Source organism: Thermopirellula anaerolimosa, assembly GCF_054657335.1.
Genome location: NZ_BAAHYX010000004.1, coordinates 123,371 through 140,614 on the forward strand (window position 1 = coordinate 123,371; position 17,244 = coordinate 140,614).

At 60.1% G+C, this 17,244-nt stretch carries 6 protein-coding genes and 1 pseudogene; 4 read left to right on the top strand and 3 right to left on the bottom strand.

Annotated elements, in window-relative coordinates; genetic code table 11:
• Window positions 1–39: 39 nt before the first annotated feature.
• From fabG to fabF, 3 genes and pseudogenes are all read left to right on the top strand, one after another.
• The gene (gene fabG / locus ACYQ6J_RS01200) at window positions 40–810 is read left to right on the top strand and encodes a 3-oxoacyl-[acyl-carrier-protein] reductase (RefSeq protein WP_460182365.1); all 771 of its coding nucleotides are present in this window, start codon (window positions 40–42) and stop codon (window positions 808–810) included.
• A 267-nt stretch (window positions 811–1,077) separates the two neighbouring features.
• A pseudogene (acpP, locus tag ACYQ6J_RS01205) lies at window positions 1,078–1,344 on the top strand (acyl carrier protein); the annotation flags it as partial.
• Between the two features lie 78 nt (window positions 1,345–1,422).
• The gene (gene fabF / locus ACYQ6J_RS01210) at window positions 1,423–2,673 is read left to right on the top strand and encodes a beta-ketoacyl-ACP synthase II (protein ID WP_460182366.1); all 1,251 of its coding nucleotides are present in this window, start codon (window positions 1,423–1,425) and stop codon (window positions 2,671–2,673) included.
• Window positions 2,674–2,830: 157 nt separating this feature from the next.
• Here fabF and ptsP read toward each other — a convergent pair whose 3' ends face one another.
• The 3 genes from ptsP to ACYQ6J_RS01225 all read right to left on the bottom strand — a co-directional run bounded on the left by ptsP (window position 2,831) and on the right by ACYQ6J_RS01225 (window position 5,815).
• Window positions 2,831–4,594, bottom strand: coding sequence for a phosphoenolpyruvate--protein phosphotransferase (ptsP, locus tag ACYQ6J_RS01215; RefSeq protein WP_460182367.1), 1,764 nt, complete (start codon window positions 4,592–4,594; stop codon window positions 2,831–2,833).
• 82 nt (window positions 4,595–4,676) lie between these two features.
• Entirely contained in the window at window positions 4,677–5,090 is a 414-nt protein-coding gene (locus ACYQ6J_RS01220) for an HPr family phosphocarrier protein (RefSeq protein WP_460182368.1), read from the bottom strand.
• A 245-nt stretch (window positions 5,091–5,335) separates the two neighbouring features.
• The gene (locus tag ACYQ6J_RS01225; protein ID WP_460182369.1) at window positions 5,336–5,815 is read right to left on the bottom strand and encodes a PTS sugar transporter subunit IIA; all 480 of its coding nucleotides are present in this window, start codon (window positions 5,813–5,815) and stop codon (window positions 5,336–5,338) included.
• A gap of 732 nt (window positions 5,816–6,547) precedes the next feature.
• Here ACYQ6J_RS01225 and ACYQ6J_RS01230 point away from each other — a divergent pair.
• A complete protein-coding gene (locus ACYQ6J_RS01230; protein ID WP_460182370.1) occupies window positions 6,548–17,230 on the top strand; it encodes an Ig-like domain-containing protein in 10,683 nt (3,560 codons plus the stop codon).
• Window positions 17,231–17,244: the final 14 nt, after the last annotated feature.

The following is a 17,244-nucleotide window of genomic DNA, read 5'->3' on the forward strand; positions in this document are numbered from 1 at the left end:
CCCGCAGCGAGAGGGCGATAGGATCAAGGAGTTGATTAGATGACGCAAGCGACGTCGCCGCGGATGACGACCGATTTGGACGGCAAGGTTGCCATTGTCACCGGTGCCGGACGAGGGATCGGACGCTGCATCGCGCGAACCTTGGCGAACTGTAGAGTCGCGGTGGCATGCGTGGATGTCAATGTTGCCGCCGCCGAGGAGACGGTTTCCCTCATCCAGGCCGACGGCGGGCAAGCCGCGGCATTCGCTTGTGATGTGACCGACAGCGAGCAAGTCAATTCGGTCGTGGAATCCGTTATCAAGCAGTACCAAAAGCTGCATATCTTGGTCAACAACGCGGGGATTACGCGGGACGGGCTTCTGCTCCGGATGAAGGACGAGCAATGGGATCTCGTTCTGAATGTGAATTTGCGCGGTACATTCCTGTTCACGCGGGCGGCGGCTCGATATTTGATCAAGGCGGGCGGGGCGCGGATCGTTAATATCGCGAGCATTTCCGGTTTGATGGGAAACCCCGGGCAAGCCAATTATTCGGCGTCCAAGGCGGGTGTCATCGGCTTTACGCGGACGGTGGCACGCGAGTTGGCGTCGCGTCAAGTGACGGTAAACGCCGTAGCGCCCGGCTTCATCGCGACGGAAATGGCCCACGCTCTAGGTGAGGAAACTCTGAAGCAGATCCAAGAGCGAACCCCCCTTGGCCGTTTGGGCGAACCGCAAGACGTCGCGGACGCGGTCTTGTTTTTGGCAAGCCCCGCCGCGGCCTTTATCACCGGGACGGTCATTCGAGTGGATGGCGGCTTGGCGGAGTGACATGTAGTTGATCTAGTTGATCGCACTCCGCAGCCTAGGCCGCACGAGGGGGATGCATTAGCCGTTTCACCTTGGGCGATATGGACAGGATTCGGCGTTTTCGATAACGTAGTAGGATTACCGGCCGGCGCCGCGAGTGCGCGGGCAAGGCGGCGGTTCGGGCACGTGGTGTTAATTTGGGGCGTTGCGTTGTGGAATTCGGTCTCGTCACCAATGTGGGAGACGGGCGGTCGATAACCTGTGCGATGACATGAAACAAAAGAGGAGCAAGACGTGGCGACCATCGAAGAACGCGTGATGAAGATTGTCTCGGAGAGCCTCGGGGTTGGACAAGAACAGATCAACCGCGAGTCTCACTTTGTGAACGATTTGGGCGCGGACTCGCTGGATCAGGCCGAGTTGGTGATGGCGTTGGAAGACGAGTTTGACATCTCGATTCCCGAGGAGGTTGCCTCGCAGATTCAAACCGTGGGACAGGCGATCGACCACATCCAGGAGGCCGTCGCGGAAGCCGAAGGCGGGCAGAACGGCTGAGTTCCGCTTGGAAGCGGCGGCGTCGGAAAGACGGTTGGCTTTCTTCTAACCCTTCGCCTCAACAGCCAGATTCCGAGTATGAGACGACGCGTGGTAGTTACGGGAATGGGTGTGGTCACGCCTCTCGGCTGCAAAGTCGATGAGATGTGGGCCCGCCTTTGTCGCGGTGAGAGCGGCATTCGCCCCATCGAAGGATTTGACGTCTCGATTTTTCGGGTTAGGTTCGGAGGCGAAATCCGCAATTGGAATCCCGTCGAGTACCTCGACAGTAAGGAGCAAAAGCGGATCGATCGTTTTGCTCAGTATGCTCTTGTAGCCGCGACCGACGCCATTCGCGAATCGGGACTGGATTTCTCGCAGGAGGATCCGCGGCGGTGTGCCAGCGTGATCGGTTCCGGGGTGGGCGGCCTCGGGGAGATTGAAGCCCAATTTCGCCGCTTGATGGAAAAGGGCCCGGAGCGTGTCTCGGCCTTTACCATCCCCAAGATGATGTTGAACGCCGCGTCGGGATGCGTTTCGATCCAATTCGGCTTGAAGGGACCGGCCTACGGCGTGGTGACCGCTTGTGCCAGCGCGTCCAACGCCGTCGTGGAGGCCGTCAAGGAAATCGAGTCCGGGGACATCGACGTGGTGATTACAGGCGGTAGTGAGGCCGCCGTGACGCCCCTTGGTATCGCGGGCTTTGCCGCCATGAAGGCCCTTTCGGAACGCAACGATGATCCGGAACGTGCAAGCCGCCCATTCGACCGAGATCGCGACGGATTCGTGTTGAGCGAGGGTGCCGGGATCGTGGTCCTTGAGGAATACGAGCACGCCCGAAAACGCGGCGCTCCGATCTTGGCGGAAATGCTGGGATATGGGGTCTCGTCCGACGCCGGGCACATCACGCAACCGGACGAAAATGGACGAGGCGCGGCAACCGCCATGTCGGATGCCCTCACCTCGGCCAGACTTTCCAAGGATCAAATCGATTACATCAATGCCCACGGGACTAGTACGCCCTTGGGCGATGTCGCCGAAACCATCGCCATCAAGTCGGTATTCGGCGAATTCGCGCGATCGGTCCCCATTTCCAGCACGAAGAGCCAGTTGGGGCATCTCTTGGGGGCCAGCGGCGGGGTGGAATTGGTCATCTCGATCCTGGCAATCCGGAACGGTGTGATTCCTCCTACCATCAACTTGGAGAATCCCGATCCGGCCTGCGATCTCGATTACACGCCGAACGTGGCGAGAGAACGGCGGGTTCGGGTCGCCATGTCGAACAGTTTCGGTTTCGGCGGACACAACGTCTCGTTGATCGTGGGCGAACCGCAAAACGGCGCCGCTTGACCCCGCCGCCGTCACCCTCGGCCATCCGCTTTGGCCTAAGTTTCTTTGCCGGGTTCTTGCCGCGACCGGCATCGGCCCGTGAACACGGTTTGCCTCTGCTTCCCGAGAGACTACTGCTTCGAATGCGCCCGAGGATCGGGGGGAAAGCTCGAAGGACTCAAGGAAGGCGGCTGAATTCGGGCAGAATTTTGACGAGCTCTTCGCGGAGATACGCCCGGATGTCGCGCGCGTTTTCCATCTCCATCACGTGGTTCACGACATCCCGACATTGGGCGAGGGTGACGCTGCGGCAGACCTTCTTAACCTCCGGAATAGCTCCGGCGGTAACGCTGAAGTTGCGCAGTCCCAAGCCGATGAGTAGCATCGTGTAGATGGGGCTGCTGCTCATCTGGCCGCACAGTCCGACCGGGACGCCCCGCTCTTGGGCCGTATCAATCGTTTGAGCCAACAGGCGAATCAAGGCGGGATCGGCCGAACTATACAGAGATACCACGTTGCGATTCGTGCGATCCACGGCCAGGGTGTACTGGAGGAGATCATTCGTCCCGATACTGATAAAATCGACCTCCGGGAGATATCGGTCCAGCATGATCGCGGTGGAAGGCACCTCGACCATGATGCCGATGGGCGTCTCTCTGCGGAAGGGAATGCCGGCCTCCGCCAATTCCTCCATGACATCGGCCACAACGAATTTGGCTTGCCGCAATTCGGCCAGGGTGGAAACCAAGGGGAACATGATTTCCACCTTGCCGATCGCCGATGCCCGCAAGATCGCCCGCAGTTGCGACCGGAACATGGGTAGATGCCGCAGAGCCAAACGGATGCTTCGCAGTCCGAGGCAAGGATTGCTTTCACCATCCCAGCCCATTTGACGAGGCAACCAATCGTGCGGAATCTTGTCGGCTCCCAAGTCGAACGTGCGAATCGTTACGGGACGATCGCCCATCGTTTGAATGACCTGGAGATAGGCCTGGTAGTGTTCCTCCTCGCTGGGCAACGTCGCCCTTCCGAGATAGAGGAACTCGGTCCGATAAAGGCCGATGCCCTCAGCACCCTGTTCCAAACAGGTTTCGGCCTCTTGCGGAAACTCGATATTGCCGAAGAGGTGAATTCGGGTACCGTCCAACGTTTGAGCCGGGAGACCGCGAATATCCCTCAACTCGGCCTGGAGGTTTTCGATGGCCCGGTATTGCTCGCGGTACTCGTGCAGCGTGACCCCGTCGGGATTGACAATGACAAGCCCACGGTCGCCGTCGACGATCACGGTATCGCCACCCGACACTTCACCCAGGAACGGCCCGGTGCCGACGACGGCGGGAATCCCCAAGCCCTGCGCCACGATGGCCGTATGTCCGCCGGGACCTCCGGTTTCCGTCACGAATCCGCGAACGAATCTTCGATCCAGCTTCGCCGTCTCGCTGGGAGTCAGTGCGGCGGCAAGGACGACCACGGGCGAGTTCAGTTGGAAGACTTCGCTGTGCGGTTGCCCCAGCAGGGATCGCAGCAGCAGCTTTTCGATGTCGTAAACGTCGTTGACCCGTTCCGCGAAGTTGGGATTCGGCAGGCGGCGGAAGACGTCGGCGTAACGGCGTAGCACCCGACTTACCGCCCGTTCCGGAGCGTAGTGCCGTTCGAGTATGAGGCTTTCGATATCCTCTCGCAGCTTGGTGTCTTGCAGAATCTCCAAATGAGCGCTGAAGATGGAACCTGAGCGCTGCCCCAACTCGCGAATGACGGCGTCTCTTTGACGGGATAGTTCCTCGACGGCGGTGGACAGAGCACCTCGAAACCGCTCGATTTCCGTCTCGACCGCCGTGCCCTCGATCAGACGATCGGGTACGTCGATTGTCTCGCGTCCCAATACCATCGCCTCGCCGATGGCGATTCCGGAGGAAACGGCGATTCCTTGGAGACGCAACATTCGCTGTTCCTATCCCGACCCACGGCATTGAACTCGCGACGGACTCCACGCAAGGTAAGACCGCGAGAAATCGCTTGCTCGGCTAGACCGCCGGCGATCCTTGTTCGAAGTCCGCGGCGAATTCCTCTTCGAGAAACTTGCGATTGGCAAGAGACTCGAGAGCTTGCAGCAAGTCCTCGGCGTCAGGCCCTTCGGCTTCGGCCAAGAGTTCATCCCCTTGGAGGGCGCATAGACTCAGCATGTCCAACACGCTCGATCCGTCGGCGGCGTCGAATCCGCCCTCAAGGGGGATGGCGTCCTCGGATATCTTTCGCAACACCAACCGGCTTTGGTAGTTCAGGACCAGTTTACGCACCAGCGTCGCCGCGCGCGCGTGCAAACCGGCTTTGTTAATGATTCGGATCTTGCGATGAGCCTTGGATTGCGGCTTTCGCTCCTCCCGTGGATCCGTCTCCATGACCAAAACGCCTGGTGGATAATGCTGAGTTCTTGACATTCCGGGCTTCCCATCTGAATGCGAGCAATAGCGTGATCGGCTTATTAGCCGCTCTTCATTCAGACACGAAAAGCCCGTCCCGATGTTCGCTCGCAACGCTTGCTTTTCGAAAAAGCCGGCCCGCTCATCAACGAGCAAGAGCCACCCTTCGCTGCGGATTTCCATTTTGCCATAGCCGCCGACATGGCACCGACTGCGCACTCACCGCCGCTGAACGACGGCACCGGGCGCGTCCCAGCGGACCGCTAGGCGGCGAACTTACCTTGGTCTGCCTCTTCCAAGAGTTGCCACACCTCATCCGCCGACTTGGCTGTTTTGAGAAATTTCGCAAAGCGATCGTGGTGAAGTTGTCGCGTGATGTATTCAAGCGCCCGCAGGTGCAACCCCGGTTGGTCGAGCGGAGAGACGACCAGAAACAGCGCGTGGACCTTTTCCCCGTCCAAGGCTTCGAAATCCACGCCTTGCGGGCTGATGGCCACCGTGGCGATGAGGCGGTCCAGGCTCGCATGTTTGGTGTGCGGCACCGCGACCCCCTTACCGATTCCGGTACTTCCCTCCTCTTCTCGGCGTACGATCGCTCGAACGACGTCATCCAGTTGATCTTCGCTCAATGCTCCGGCTTCCACCAGTGCTTCACACATGCGTCGAATGATAGCCTCTTTGCCGTCGTCGATGTCGAAGTCCACCAAGATCGCGTCGCGGACGATGAATTCGCTGAATTTCATTCATCCCTCCCCTCGTGAATTGTGGGTACTAAGGGGTTTCGCCAACTTTTCGTCATTGCAATTGGATTCGACGGAATCGCCACGTTGGTTCGTTTTCCGGCGTGGAATTCAGCGTCAAAACAGGCCGTTTAGGCACACAGGCCAAAACCGGCAAATGGAGCGGAAACCGAGGAATCGCCCTCTTTGCAGGGCAAACCCTAAGTGTACCACGTGCCGCGACCTGCCACAATTGGCTGCGTGAACTGTTGGCCGGGGTTGGAAGAAGCGCCTCCTGTTCCGCTGCAACGGTTCGGTGGGCGAGGAAGAAATCGTCGGGGCCGTTCGCGGGATCGTTCGCGTGAACGATACGTTCACGCCAAAGTGTCCATGGCGTCATTCTTACGAAGTGTGAGGCGATTGCACGGAAAAACCACTCTTCGGAAGGGGTCGTTCATGCCGTTTTTGGCACATCTAGTGGAATTGCCACGCTTGATTATTGACAAACGCAATTTTCCGTGTTTATATAATCTGCACAGCCTGCGCAGCGGGTACAAACGGAACAGCCCGCACAATCTGCACGACGCCCGCAGGCGATTCCGTCAATAAACGTCGGTCCGGCAGCAGGAAGTCTTCGTCAGCACGAGGGCAAGCTATTCCCATTTTTCGGGCGTCACGATCGCAATTGTCGCGGGTCGACTCTGTCACCGGCGCAGCGTCCGTCGAGCGTGCGATTCCCAAAAAGGAGATTCTCCCATGAGGCTAAGCAACATCTTTGGTCATCGTCGATTCTTTGGCGAAGGTTCATGGAATACGGCAAAGTCGCACAAGGAAGGACGCACTCGGCGGCGAGCAAGGTCGTTGTTGATGGAACCGCTGGAACAGCGCCATCTGCTTAGTGTCGTGACGATCTCCGCGGATGATCTTGCCGGCAAGGCGTCGAATGACGGGTTGGCCGACGAGTTCCGTTTGGTACGCAATGGAGGGAATCTCGAAGTTTTGATCGACGGCACGCTGTCGCAGAGTCTCGACCTTGCCACGCTGACGGGAGTAGTGGTGCAAGGTTCGTCCGATGTCGACACGCTGATCGTCGATTTGTCGGGCGGAATCTTCAGTTTGCCTACCGGCATCCAGTTCGACGGAGAAGCGCTTGGGGCAAACGTGTCGTCAGGTGATACCCTCGTCCTGACCGGCGACCCGGGAACGGCGATCAATCGAATCTCCTACGGTTCCGGACCGCGATTGGGCTTGGGGCCCAATGACGGCGGGATTTTGATCGATCCCGACGACAGCACCGGTGCAGGCGGCGGATTCCCCACGCTCGCCGGCGCCAACGGCGATGAGGTGTCGATTCAGTTTTTCAATCTTTCGCCTGTCATCGACACCGTACCGGCGGCGCAACTCGACGTTTTCGCGACCAATGCCGCGGAAACCATCTCGATCATCGACGGGCCCATTTCCGGCGGAGACCAAACGGCGACCATCAGCGCGGCCACGTTCGAGGATTATTCCTTCGCCAACAAGACCCGCGTTACCGTGAATGCGCTGGACGGGGCGGATACGTTCGTTTTGAACTACTCGGTGCAAGTGCCGGGCCTGGACCTATTGGACCTTTACGGTAACGAATTGACCGGCGGAACTCTGGAATCGGACGATGCCGCGGGCGAGACCTTCCAGATTCTTGCGACGGGACCGGGAACCACCGCGAACCGAATGTACGGGCAAAACGGTGGGGAGCTTTTCTCGAACAGCGCTACCAAATACCTCGACCCGATCCAGAGTAATGTGCAAATGCATGGGCAGTCGGGCAATTCAATCATTGACTTGTCCGACATCAACGACCCGACGGGCGATGTTATCACGATCGAAGGCAACAAGATCGTTGGAGCGGCGACCGGTGCGATCGAGGTGTTCTTTGCCACGATCGAGGATGTACGATTCGAGGCGACCTCGGGCGACGACGTGATCACGGTGCTGTCCACCTTCGCGCCGTTCAAGTACCGGATTTCCGGCGGTCCCGGTTCGGACGTCTTTCGCGTCGGCTCATACGATCAGGATCCTTCTCCAGCGGTTTCGCTGGCCTGGGCGCCGTACGCCGCCGGTTCGAACACGATCGGACAAATCAAGGGTGAGTTGACCATCGTTCCGGGACCGACCGGTGATACCGGCGTCGATGATCTGTATGTCGATGATTCGGGCGGCTTGGCGGGTTACTTGATTGCTCAGATCGACGACGCCGCGGGCGGTTCCGTGCTGGCCCGGACGACGACGTTGCTCAATTTCGACGCCGCGGCACCCATCAAGTACGAGTACACCCCCGGCGTCTCGGAACTGGAGAACCTGTTCATCCACACGTCACAGGCCTCCGACCATCTGGTCGTCAATGCCACCACAGCGCAGGCGACTCAGATCGATCTTGGTCCCGGGAACGACGATTCCACACTTATCATCGCCGGAGATTACTTGAGCGGTGCGAACGTTTTCCTCGGCAATTCGGGGGCCGATCGTTTCGTGCTGAACATGGTCAACGACTTGGGGGCGTGGAGCGCACTGCCGCTGACGCAACTCCGCATTCAAGGAGACGATCCCGCCGGCACGGTCGGCGGAGACGCCTTATTCGTGAATGACTTCGCGGGCGTCGCGCGGAATATCGACTTTGGTTACTCGGGCAGCGGAGACGTGCTTGTTACGGGTTTTGCCGTCCCGGTGGATGTGCGATCCGTCGAAGTTGTCGACTTTTCCGGCGACGCGGCCAATGACGATGTAATTAGCGTGACGGGCACGCCTGCCGACGATTTGATTACGGTCGCTCCTTTGAGCGGCGATTCGGCAAGGGTCTTTCTCGGCGGTGATCCGTGGGACGGGCCTGCTGCGGACGGTGACTTTTTCGATCAATTTCCGGGTGTGGCAGGAGGCGGCGCTGGGCCGGACCTGCACATTTCCGGCGCGGCCAATCTTGATGTAGATGCTGCGGGCGGGACCTCGAATCGCCTTTACATCTATGCCCCCAGCGAAGACGATCTTACCGACGGTGTACACGTCGTCGTACCGGGATTGGGTTCCGGCAACGCCTTCGATCATGTTTCCGTCACCGATTCCGCGATCACCGTCACGAACAACTCGGCCGGTGCCTTGCTGCCCATATCGTTCAACTCTTCGATGCTGGTGCAAGCGGTGCCGACGGATCGCGGCTTGGTCGTGAACTCGGGGTTCGAGGCCGCGCCGGATGCGGGTGGTTTGGCGGATAACGTTGACGCTACGCCTTCCAACCTTTTCGCCATGATGGTGAACGGCGGCGATCCGGTTCCCGCCTTCGCGCCCGACGGCGATCATTTGCAGATTTTGGGTTGGGGTGACGTGAATGTTTGGGCTGACAAGGACGGCACGGTGAGTCTGTCCGTCAGCGGCCTGGGGACTTTCCCGGTTGATTTCAGTTCCATCGAGAACCTCGCCGTGTGGGTAGGGGGCACGGTAAACCTCTACGGCGACAACAACGATCCTGGCGTCGATCAGAACGACCTGTTCGAGATCGTGGGCACGGGCTACCAGTCGTTCCGGCTTTCGATCAACGGAAACGCCCCGATTGAATTCTTCGGCGTCACCGATCTGAATATCTACGGCGACGATGCGGCGGGCACGCCGAGCAGCGGACCGAACGATGTGGATACGCTCGTGGTGACTCCCTTCGCGGATAATTCGCCGCAAGGTTGGGGCATTAACATCTTCTTCAACGAAGGCAATCCCGCGGACGGTACCGGGGCGGTGCCCGACCCCATCATCTACAACGGCGTGGCGGGCGTCTCGGAGCGGATCGAGTTGGTTCCCACCGGTCCCGGCGATGGGCAGTTGCGCGTCACCAATGCCGCCGGCGGATCGCTGATTACGGTGATCAATTACGTCGCCAATACCGGCTTTATCATCAACGGCAACGACGGTTCGGCGGGCGACACGGATACCTTGATTATCTCCGGCACGGACGACGCGGACGCCTTTGTCGTGCAGGATGCCGACACGGTCGATGTGACCGGTATCTTCACGGTGGACTTTACGAACTTTTCGCTGGTGACTCTGCGCGGTCGGGCCGGGCTGGATAGCTTTACCGTCAATCCCGGCAATCCGCAAGTCGTCATCGACGGCGGAGTACCCGAGGGCAACCTGCAATCCAACGGCGACCTCTTGAGTGTGGTGACGGGCGGGGCCTCGTTCAGCCTGACGCTCGGCCCCGAAGGCGATCAAGGGACGTTCACGGTGTCAGGGCAGAACCCGATTTCCTTCGATCACTTGGAAGCCCTGGAGGTCGACGGCGTGCTGTATACCCTGCCCGACTTGCAGGAACCGAATGACAGTTTGGCGGGCGCATCGGTCTTGGGGTCCATCCCGCATCTCACGATTCGTGATCTGTCGATTCACACCACGCAGGTGGGAACGACCAACGACGACTACTTCCAAGTCACGGCACGCGATACCGGCGCCCTGCTGGTTAACGTGTTGTTCGACCGGGATGCCGTTCCCGGCAATTTGACCTTGGGCGAGTTGGGGCTGGAAGTCTTGGACGGGGCGGGAAACGTGGTCGCGACCGGTGCGGCGACTGCGCTAGGTCTTCAGGTCGCCATTCCCGTAGTTTCTCAGGAGCGCTACTACCTTCGCGTTTTCAGTACCGATAACGACCCCAACACCTACACCTTGGAAATCGAAAACTTCGCCGCGCCCACGCCGACGGCGATCGGACTGCATCCGGCGTACGATACGGGGCGTGACGGCGCCGACGCCATTACCAACGCGGACGATCCAGTCCTTTTGATTCAGGCCTGGCTCTCCGACTTCGCGGCGAAAGGGATTTCCGTTTTGACCGCTGCTCAAGCGGCGGCAGGAACTCCGGGCGTGGCCGTGGAAGTCTTCATCAACGGCGTCAGCGCAGGATTTGCCGATCCGTTCGGGCCGTCGAACAACGTCTTCGCGTTCGCGTTGCCGGCGGGATTGCTTTCGGTCGGTTTGCCGGGCGGGTATCCCGGTTATCCAACGGCTCACGGTTGGATGAACTTCATCAGCGCGGCGGTGCGAGTGCTTGACCCGCAAGTCGTTCAAGTGACCGGCGCCCGAGAATTGGGAACGCCCGCCGTCGTTACGTACGATCCGAACCTGCCCGATGCCGCGGCGATCACGCTCAACCTCAACCCGGCGAGTGACAGCGCCACGCTTGGGGACGGCATTACTAACGTTTCCAGCCCGACGTTCGGGGGACTGGCGGAGGCCAACGCGATCGTCCGTCTGTACGCGAACAATCAATTGGTCGGCCAGGCCGTCGCCGGATCGGATTTGAGCGATGGCGTGGCGGGTAACGGATTGGGAGCGTGGTCCATCGTCAGTCAGCCGCTGACCGATGGTGCGTACACCTTCGCGGTCACCGCGGAGGATAGGGCGGGCAACGTGACCGACATCGCTTTTAGCCCGACTGTCGCACTCACGATCGACGCCACGCCGCCCCAGATTCCGACGATCGATCTGCAAGACGCGGACGACACGGGCCGATCTGACTTGGATAACGTCACGATCGGCGACCCGACGCAAGCTCCCGGGTTTGTGGACTTCGGTGTCACGGGCGAAGTTGGAACCACGGCCGTGATCAAGGATGGCGAGGTCGTGCTCGACACCTTTGTATTTGCCGCACCATTCGAGATACGGACTCTCGCACTTGCCGAAGGCGCTCATCCGTTGACCATCGAAGTCACGGATGCCGCCGGGAATTTCCGGCAATCCGAGCAGTTGCTGTTGACCGTGGATTACACGGCCCCTGTCCCGGCTACCATCGCCCTGGCGCCGTACAGCGATTCCGGAACGCCGGGCGACGGCATCACCAATGTGGCGGCTCCGGCGTTCTACGGCCATGCGGAGGCCAACGCGTTGGTCCGATTGTACGTGGACGACGGCGGCGGTCCCGTCCTCGCCGGTTGGACGTTCGCCCATTCCGATGAAAGCGACGGCGATCCCACCGACGGTTTGGGTGTTTGGGAAATCACTGTGGAACCTCTGGCGGACGGTGACTACACGGTTTGGGTCGAAGTCGAGGACTTGGCGGGCAACATCAGCGGTCCGAGCGGCGACGTGGCGATTTCGATCGACACGTCACTTCCCCAGATTCCGACGATCGACTTGCAAGATGCCGACGACACGGGCCGATTCGACCTGGACAACGTCACGATCGGCGATCCGACACAATCGCCGGGCATCGTGGACGTCCGAATCTCCGCCGAACCGGGGAGTACGGTTTACATCAAGGACGGCAATACGATTGTCGATGTCTTCGTCTTCGATGCGGCCTTCGATCTGTCGGACGGCCTGGCAGACGGTTTCGGCGTGCGGACGATCGACTTCAACCTCAATGAGGTCGTATACAACATCCCCGCCGAGGGACCGCACCCGTTGACCGTCGAATCTATCGATGCCGCGGGCAATGCCCGGCAGTCGGAGCAGCTTCTTGTCACGGTGGACTTTACGGCGCCGTCGGCTTCGGCTCCATCTTTGGCCGACTATGCGGACAGCGGCGTGATCGGCGACGGTATTACCGGCGTGATGCCGCCGGCGTTCGTGGGCACTGCCGAGGCCAATGCTTGGGTGCGATTGTACGTCGACCGTGGATTCGGGGCGGAACTGGCCGGCGAGACTCGCGTCAACGCGGACGAAAGTGACGGCGACGCGACCGACGGCTTAGGCGTCTGGGAAATCACGATCGAACCGTTGGCCGACGGAGTCTACACGGTTTGGGTCGAGATCGAAGACTTGGCCGGGAACATTAGCGACGCCGTTGAGAACCTCCAATTGGCGATCGAAATTACGGTCGACACCACGCCGCCGCAAATTCCGACCATCGACCTCCAGGATCTCGATGATACGGGTTGGGCGGATAAGGACAACGTGACGATCGGTGATCCTACCCAGGTTCCGGGCGTGGCTGACTTCCGCATTTCGGCCGAACTGGGCACCACGGTTCTGGTGAAGGATGGCGAGGTCGTCATCGACACGTTCGTCTTTGACAACGCCTTCGATCTGACTGACGGATTGGCGGACGGGTTCGGCATCCTTACGATCGATTTCAACCTCAACGAAATTTTTTACAACATTCCGGCGGAGGGTCCCCATCCCTTGACCGTCGAAGCCATTGACGCCGCGGCCAATTTCCGGCAATCCGAGCAGTTGCTGGTAACCGTCGACTACACGGCGCCATTCACTCCGAGCACTCCGGACCTGCTGCCGAGTTCGGACAGCGGCGCCTTCGATAACGATAACGTTACCCGGATCAATTCACCGGCCTTCCAAGGATTCGGTGAAGCCAATACGCTGGTTCGCATCTGGGCGGAGGATTCGTTGGGGCAAATTCGGCTGGTCGGTCAGGCCACAGTCGGTTCGGACGAAAGCGATGGGATTCCCACCGACGGGTTTGGGATTTGGGGAGTCACCATCGAACCGCTCGACGATGGGGTGTATCAAATTTATGCGGAACTGGAGGATCAGGCCGGCAATCTGAGCGCTTGGTCCCAGGCCTTGACCATCGAGATCGATACGTACGAACCCAATACTCCTTATCTGGATCTCGTTACGTCGGATGACACGGGGCGAAGCAACGTCGACAACGTTACGCAGGATAACACCCCGATCTTCACGGCGGCCACGAGCGATCCGAACGCATTGATTCATCTCTTCGGGGGCAATCTTCGGTACCGCATATACGACCGCACCGAAGGCAGCGGCGACGTTCTGATCTACGACAGCGGCGCTTTGTTGAACGCCAACTCGATCAACACCGGACCGTTGGGACCGTTGGTCGACGGCGTTCACAACCTCAAGTTGGAAGTCGAGGATCGGGCGGGAAACATCAGTCACGACTTCTTGCTCACGGTGGTTGTGGACACCGTAATTCCGTCCGCGTCTTTCGGCGAACTGGCGATCGCGAATGACGGTCTCCACCCCGACAGCGATAGCGGCGTGGCGGCTTTGCCTGTAACTAGTGCAGATCGGATTACGAACGATACGACGCCGACGCTTTGGGGTCGGGCGGAGGCCGACGCCGTCGTCCGGCTCTACGCCGACACAAACGCGAACGGCGCGGTCGATGCCGGGGATGTGTTCCTAGGCCAGACCACGGCGACGCCGCTGGACGGCAATCAAGCCGAACCCAATGGTTATTGGGAAATCACCTCGGCGGTGGACCTGAACGATCCGGCTTACTTCGCGCGTGACGGTGTTCGTCGCTTGCTGGCACAGGCCACCGATCCCGCCGGTAATAATTCCGTCACCCAGCAACTCAACATCTGGATCGACACGCAAGGGCCGCGGGTGGAAAGCGTGTTCATCACCTCGGCACCCGGCTTCAACCTGTTCAACCCCAAGCCTACCGACGGTCCCACCCCGTTGGTCAACCAATTGTCGATTCGCGTGGCGGATCTTCCGCAACGGGCGGCGGGCTGGTTGTACGAGGCCCTGGCCCGCGACGGCGGACAACCCGAGCTGGCAATCGATCCGGGGCACTTCAGCTTGGTGGGCGACGCCAATGGCGCGATTCCCATTGCCGGCGTGACTTTCCTATCCGACGCCGTCGTGGCCGGACAGCCTGCCCGCGGGACAATCGTTCTGACCTTTGCCGAACCCTTACCCGACGATCGATTCACGCTGACCGTCTCGGATGATCTTCGGGACCCGGCGGGAAATCGCTTGGATGGAGAGTCGAATGCCGTAGAACCGCAAGATCCTCCGCTGTTCCCGACGGGGGACGGATTGCCGGGCGGAAGTTTTTCGGCTCGTTTCACCGTCGATAGTCGACCGGAAGTCGGGGTTTGGGCGGCTGGATCCGTTTGGATCGACACCAACGGCAATTCGGTCTTCGATCCGGACAACTTGGACTACACCAACCGGGACATCATCTACGCACTCGGTTTAACCAGCGACGACGTGTTTGCCGGCAACTTCGCTCAAGCCGCCGGTGACACAACGGATGGCTTTGACAAACTGGCGGCGTACGGACGAGTGAACGGCAGCTTCCGCTGGTTGGTGGATACCGACAACGACGGCGTTCCGAACGTCAATTTGATCGAGCCTGCCGCGGTCAACGGTCTGCCTTTCGCCGGTCGCTTCGACGACAGTGACGCCAACGGCGATGAGGTCGGCGTGGTGACGGCCTTCCCGCCCGCCGGGCAACCTTCCTACTGGTATTTCGATACCAATCATGATTTCCAGGTCGACTACACCCTGACCAGTGAGCTACGGGGCTATCCCGTCGTGGGCGACTTCGACAGCGACGGATTCGACGACCTGGCGACATGGAGGGACGACACATTCTATGTCGATTTGGCGAACGGCGCTCGTCGCGGTTGGGACGGCGTGGTCGATGTTCAGTTCCGCTTCGGCTTTATCGGTACGCAAGAGCGACCCGTGGCCGCCGACATGGATCAAGACGGATTCGACGATCTCGGCCTTTGGGTGCCCAATCGCAGCGGGCAGACCCCGGGCGAGGCCGGAGAGTGGTACTTCCTGGTTTCCGGCGGCGACTCCCTGCTGAACCGAATCGTGGTCGATCCCATCAAGGGGTGGAACATGATCGAGTTTACGCCGACTCCTTTCGGCAGCGATATCTATCAGCAATTCGGCGACGAATTCGCTCTGCCGGTGGTGGGGAATTTCGATCCGCCGGTCGTGCCGCGGACGTCGGAAACCGGGGTGACTCTGAACGGCACCGGTAATGACGATGTGGTCGAAATCTCCGCCGGCGACACCGCCGCCAACTGGACGATCACGATCAACGGCGAGACGCAAGTCCTGGACGGTTCCTTGACGGCCCTGACGGTGAATCTCGGCGGCGGCAACGACCAAGTGGTCTTCACTGGCACGTCGGGGGACGATGTCATAGAGTTGCAACCGGGGACCTTCGTCTTTTCCGGCACCGGCTATTCTATCACGGTCTTGGGCGGCGAGGTGCTGTCGGCCAATGCGGGAAGCGGCAACGATTCGGTCGTGATCCACGATGGGAGCGGCGACGACGTGTTTACGGTTTGGCCGGGCTTGGCGACGCTCCAAGGTCCCGGTTACCGCTTCGTGGTCGAGGGTGCTGAGGACGTCCGCGCCATCGCCGATCAGGGTGGTGCCGACGTGGTCATGCTCTATGATTCTCCCGGTAACGACGTGGCCGAAATCGCTCCCGGCGGCGTCGTTTTGAGCGGGCAAGGATTCCGCTCCGCCGCAGAGGGCTTTGAATTCGCCCACGCCGTGGCAAAGAACGGCGGCACGGACGTTGCACGCTTCGCCGGCAGCGCAGGAACCGACGAATTCGTCGCCCGACCCGATTACAGCACGATGCTTTCCGGCGGCCTGTTCGCTCGCGCCAAGGGCTTCTCGGCGGTGGAGATCGTCGCTCCCGACGGCAACCAGAGCTGGATCAAGATGGTCGACGGGGACGGGGACGATACGTTCACCGGATCGCCCACCGGTTCTACGCTTCAAGGGCCTGGTTATGAAATCTCGGTCTTGGGTGTGGCGTACGTTCACGCCTATGCTCGGGCCGGCGGCAACGACACCGCCGTGCTGACCGGTTCCGACGGCGACGATCGCTTGGTCATCGACGATCGCTTTGCCAAGCTGTTCGGCGACGGGTACTTCCTCCGCGTGAAGTACTTCGAGACGGTAACCGTCGATACGCTGGACGGCAACGACACCGCCAAAGTTTTGGATACGCCGGGCGACGACGTCTTTACAGGCGGCCCGAACCGCTTTGCCTTGCAGACGCGGAAGCAAGTCTTCGAAGGTCGGGGATTGGAGACGATTCAGGCCCTGGCCACGCGCGGCGGCCAAGACACTGCGTATCTGTACGATTCGACCGGCGATGACGTGTTCGCCGGCACGCCCACCCGCGCCTCTTTGACCGGCTCGGCATTCAACTTGCAAGTGTCGGCCTTCGACTACGTGTATGCGTACTCGACCGGCGGACGGGACGTCGCCCGACTGACAGGATCGTCCGGAAACGATTCTTACGTCGGCGACAGGGTGTACGGAAAACTGTCGGGGTCGGGATTCTTCCTGCGTACCAAGAACTTCGCCGAGGTGTATGTCGCTTCCGGCGGCGGTGCGGACACCGGCAGGATTACCGGATCGGCATCGGACGATGCCGTATTCGCCGACGGAGTGGACTTCGTGCTTCAGAACTTGGATTTCGTGCAGAGCCTGAATGGGTTCCGCAATGTCCAAGTGAAAGGCTCGGGCGGCACCGATACGGCGGAGGTTTGGAACGGCCTGATCCGGCATGATATCTTGCCGCTCGACGGTGGGTCCGCGCCGACCGATCCCAATGCCGTCACGGCGGTCTTCCAACAGTTCAGTCAGATCCGCGTTCGCAGCAATCAGCCCGGCGGCAACCAAGATCTCGACAACGTGGACGACATTACCTTCCAGTGGTGATCCACCGTCCGATC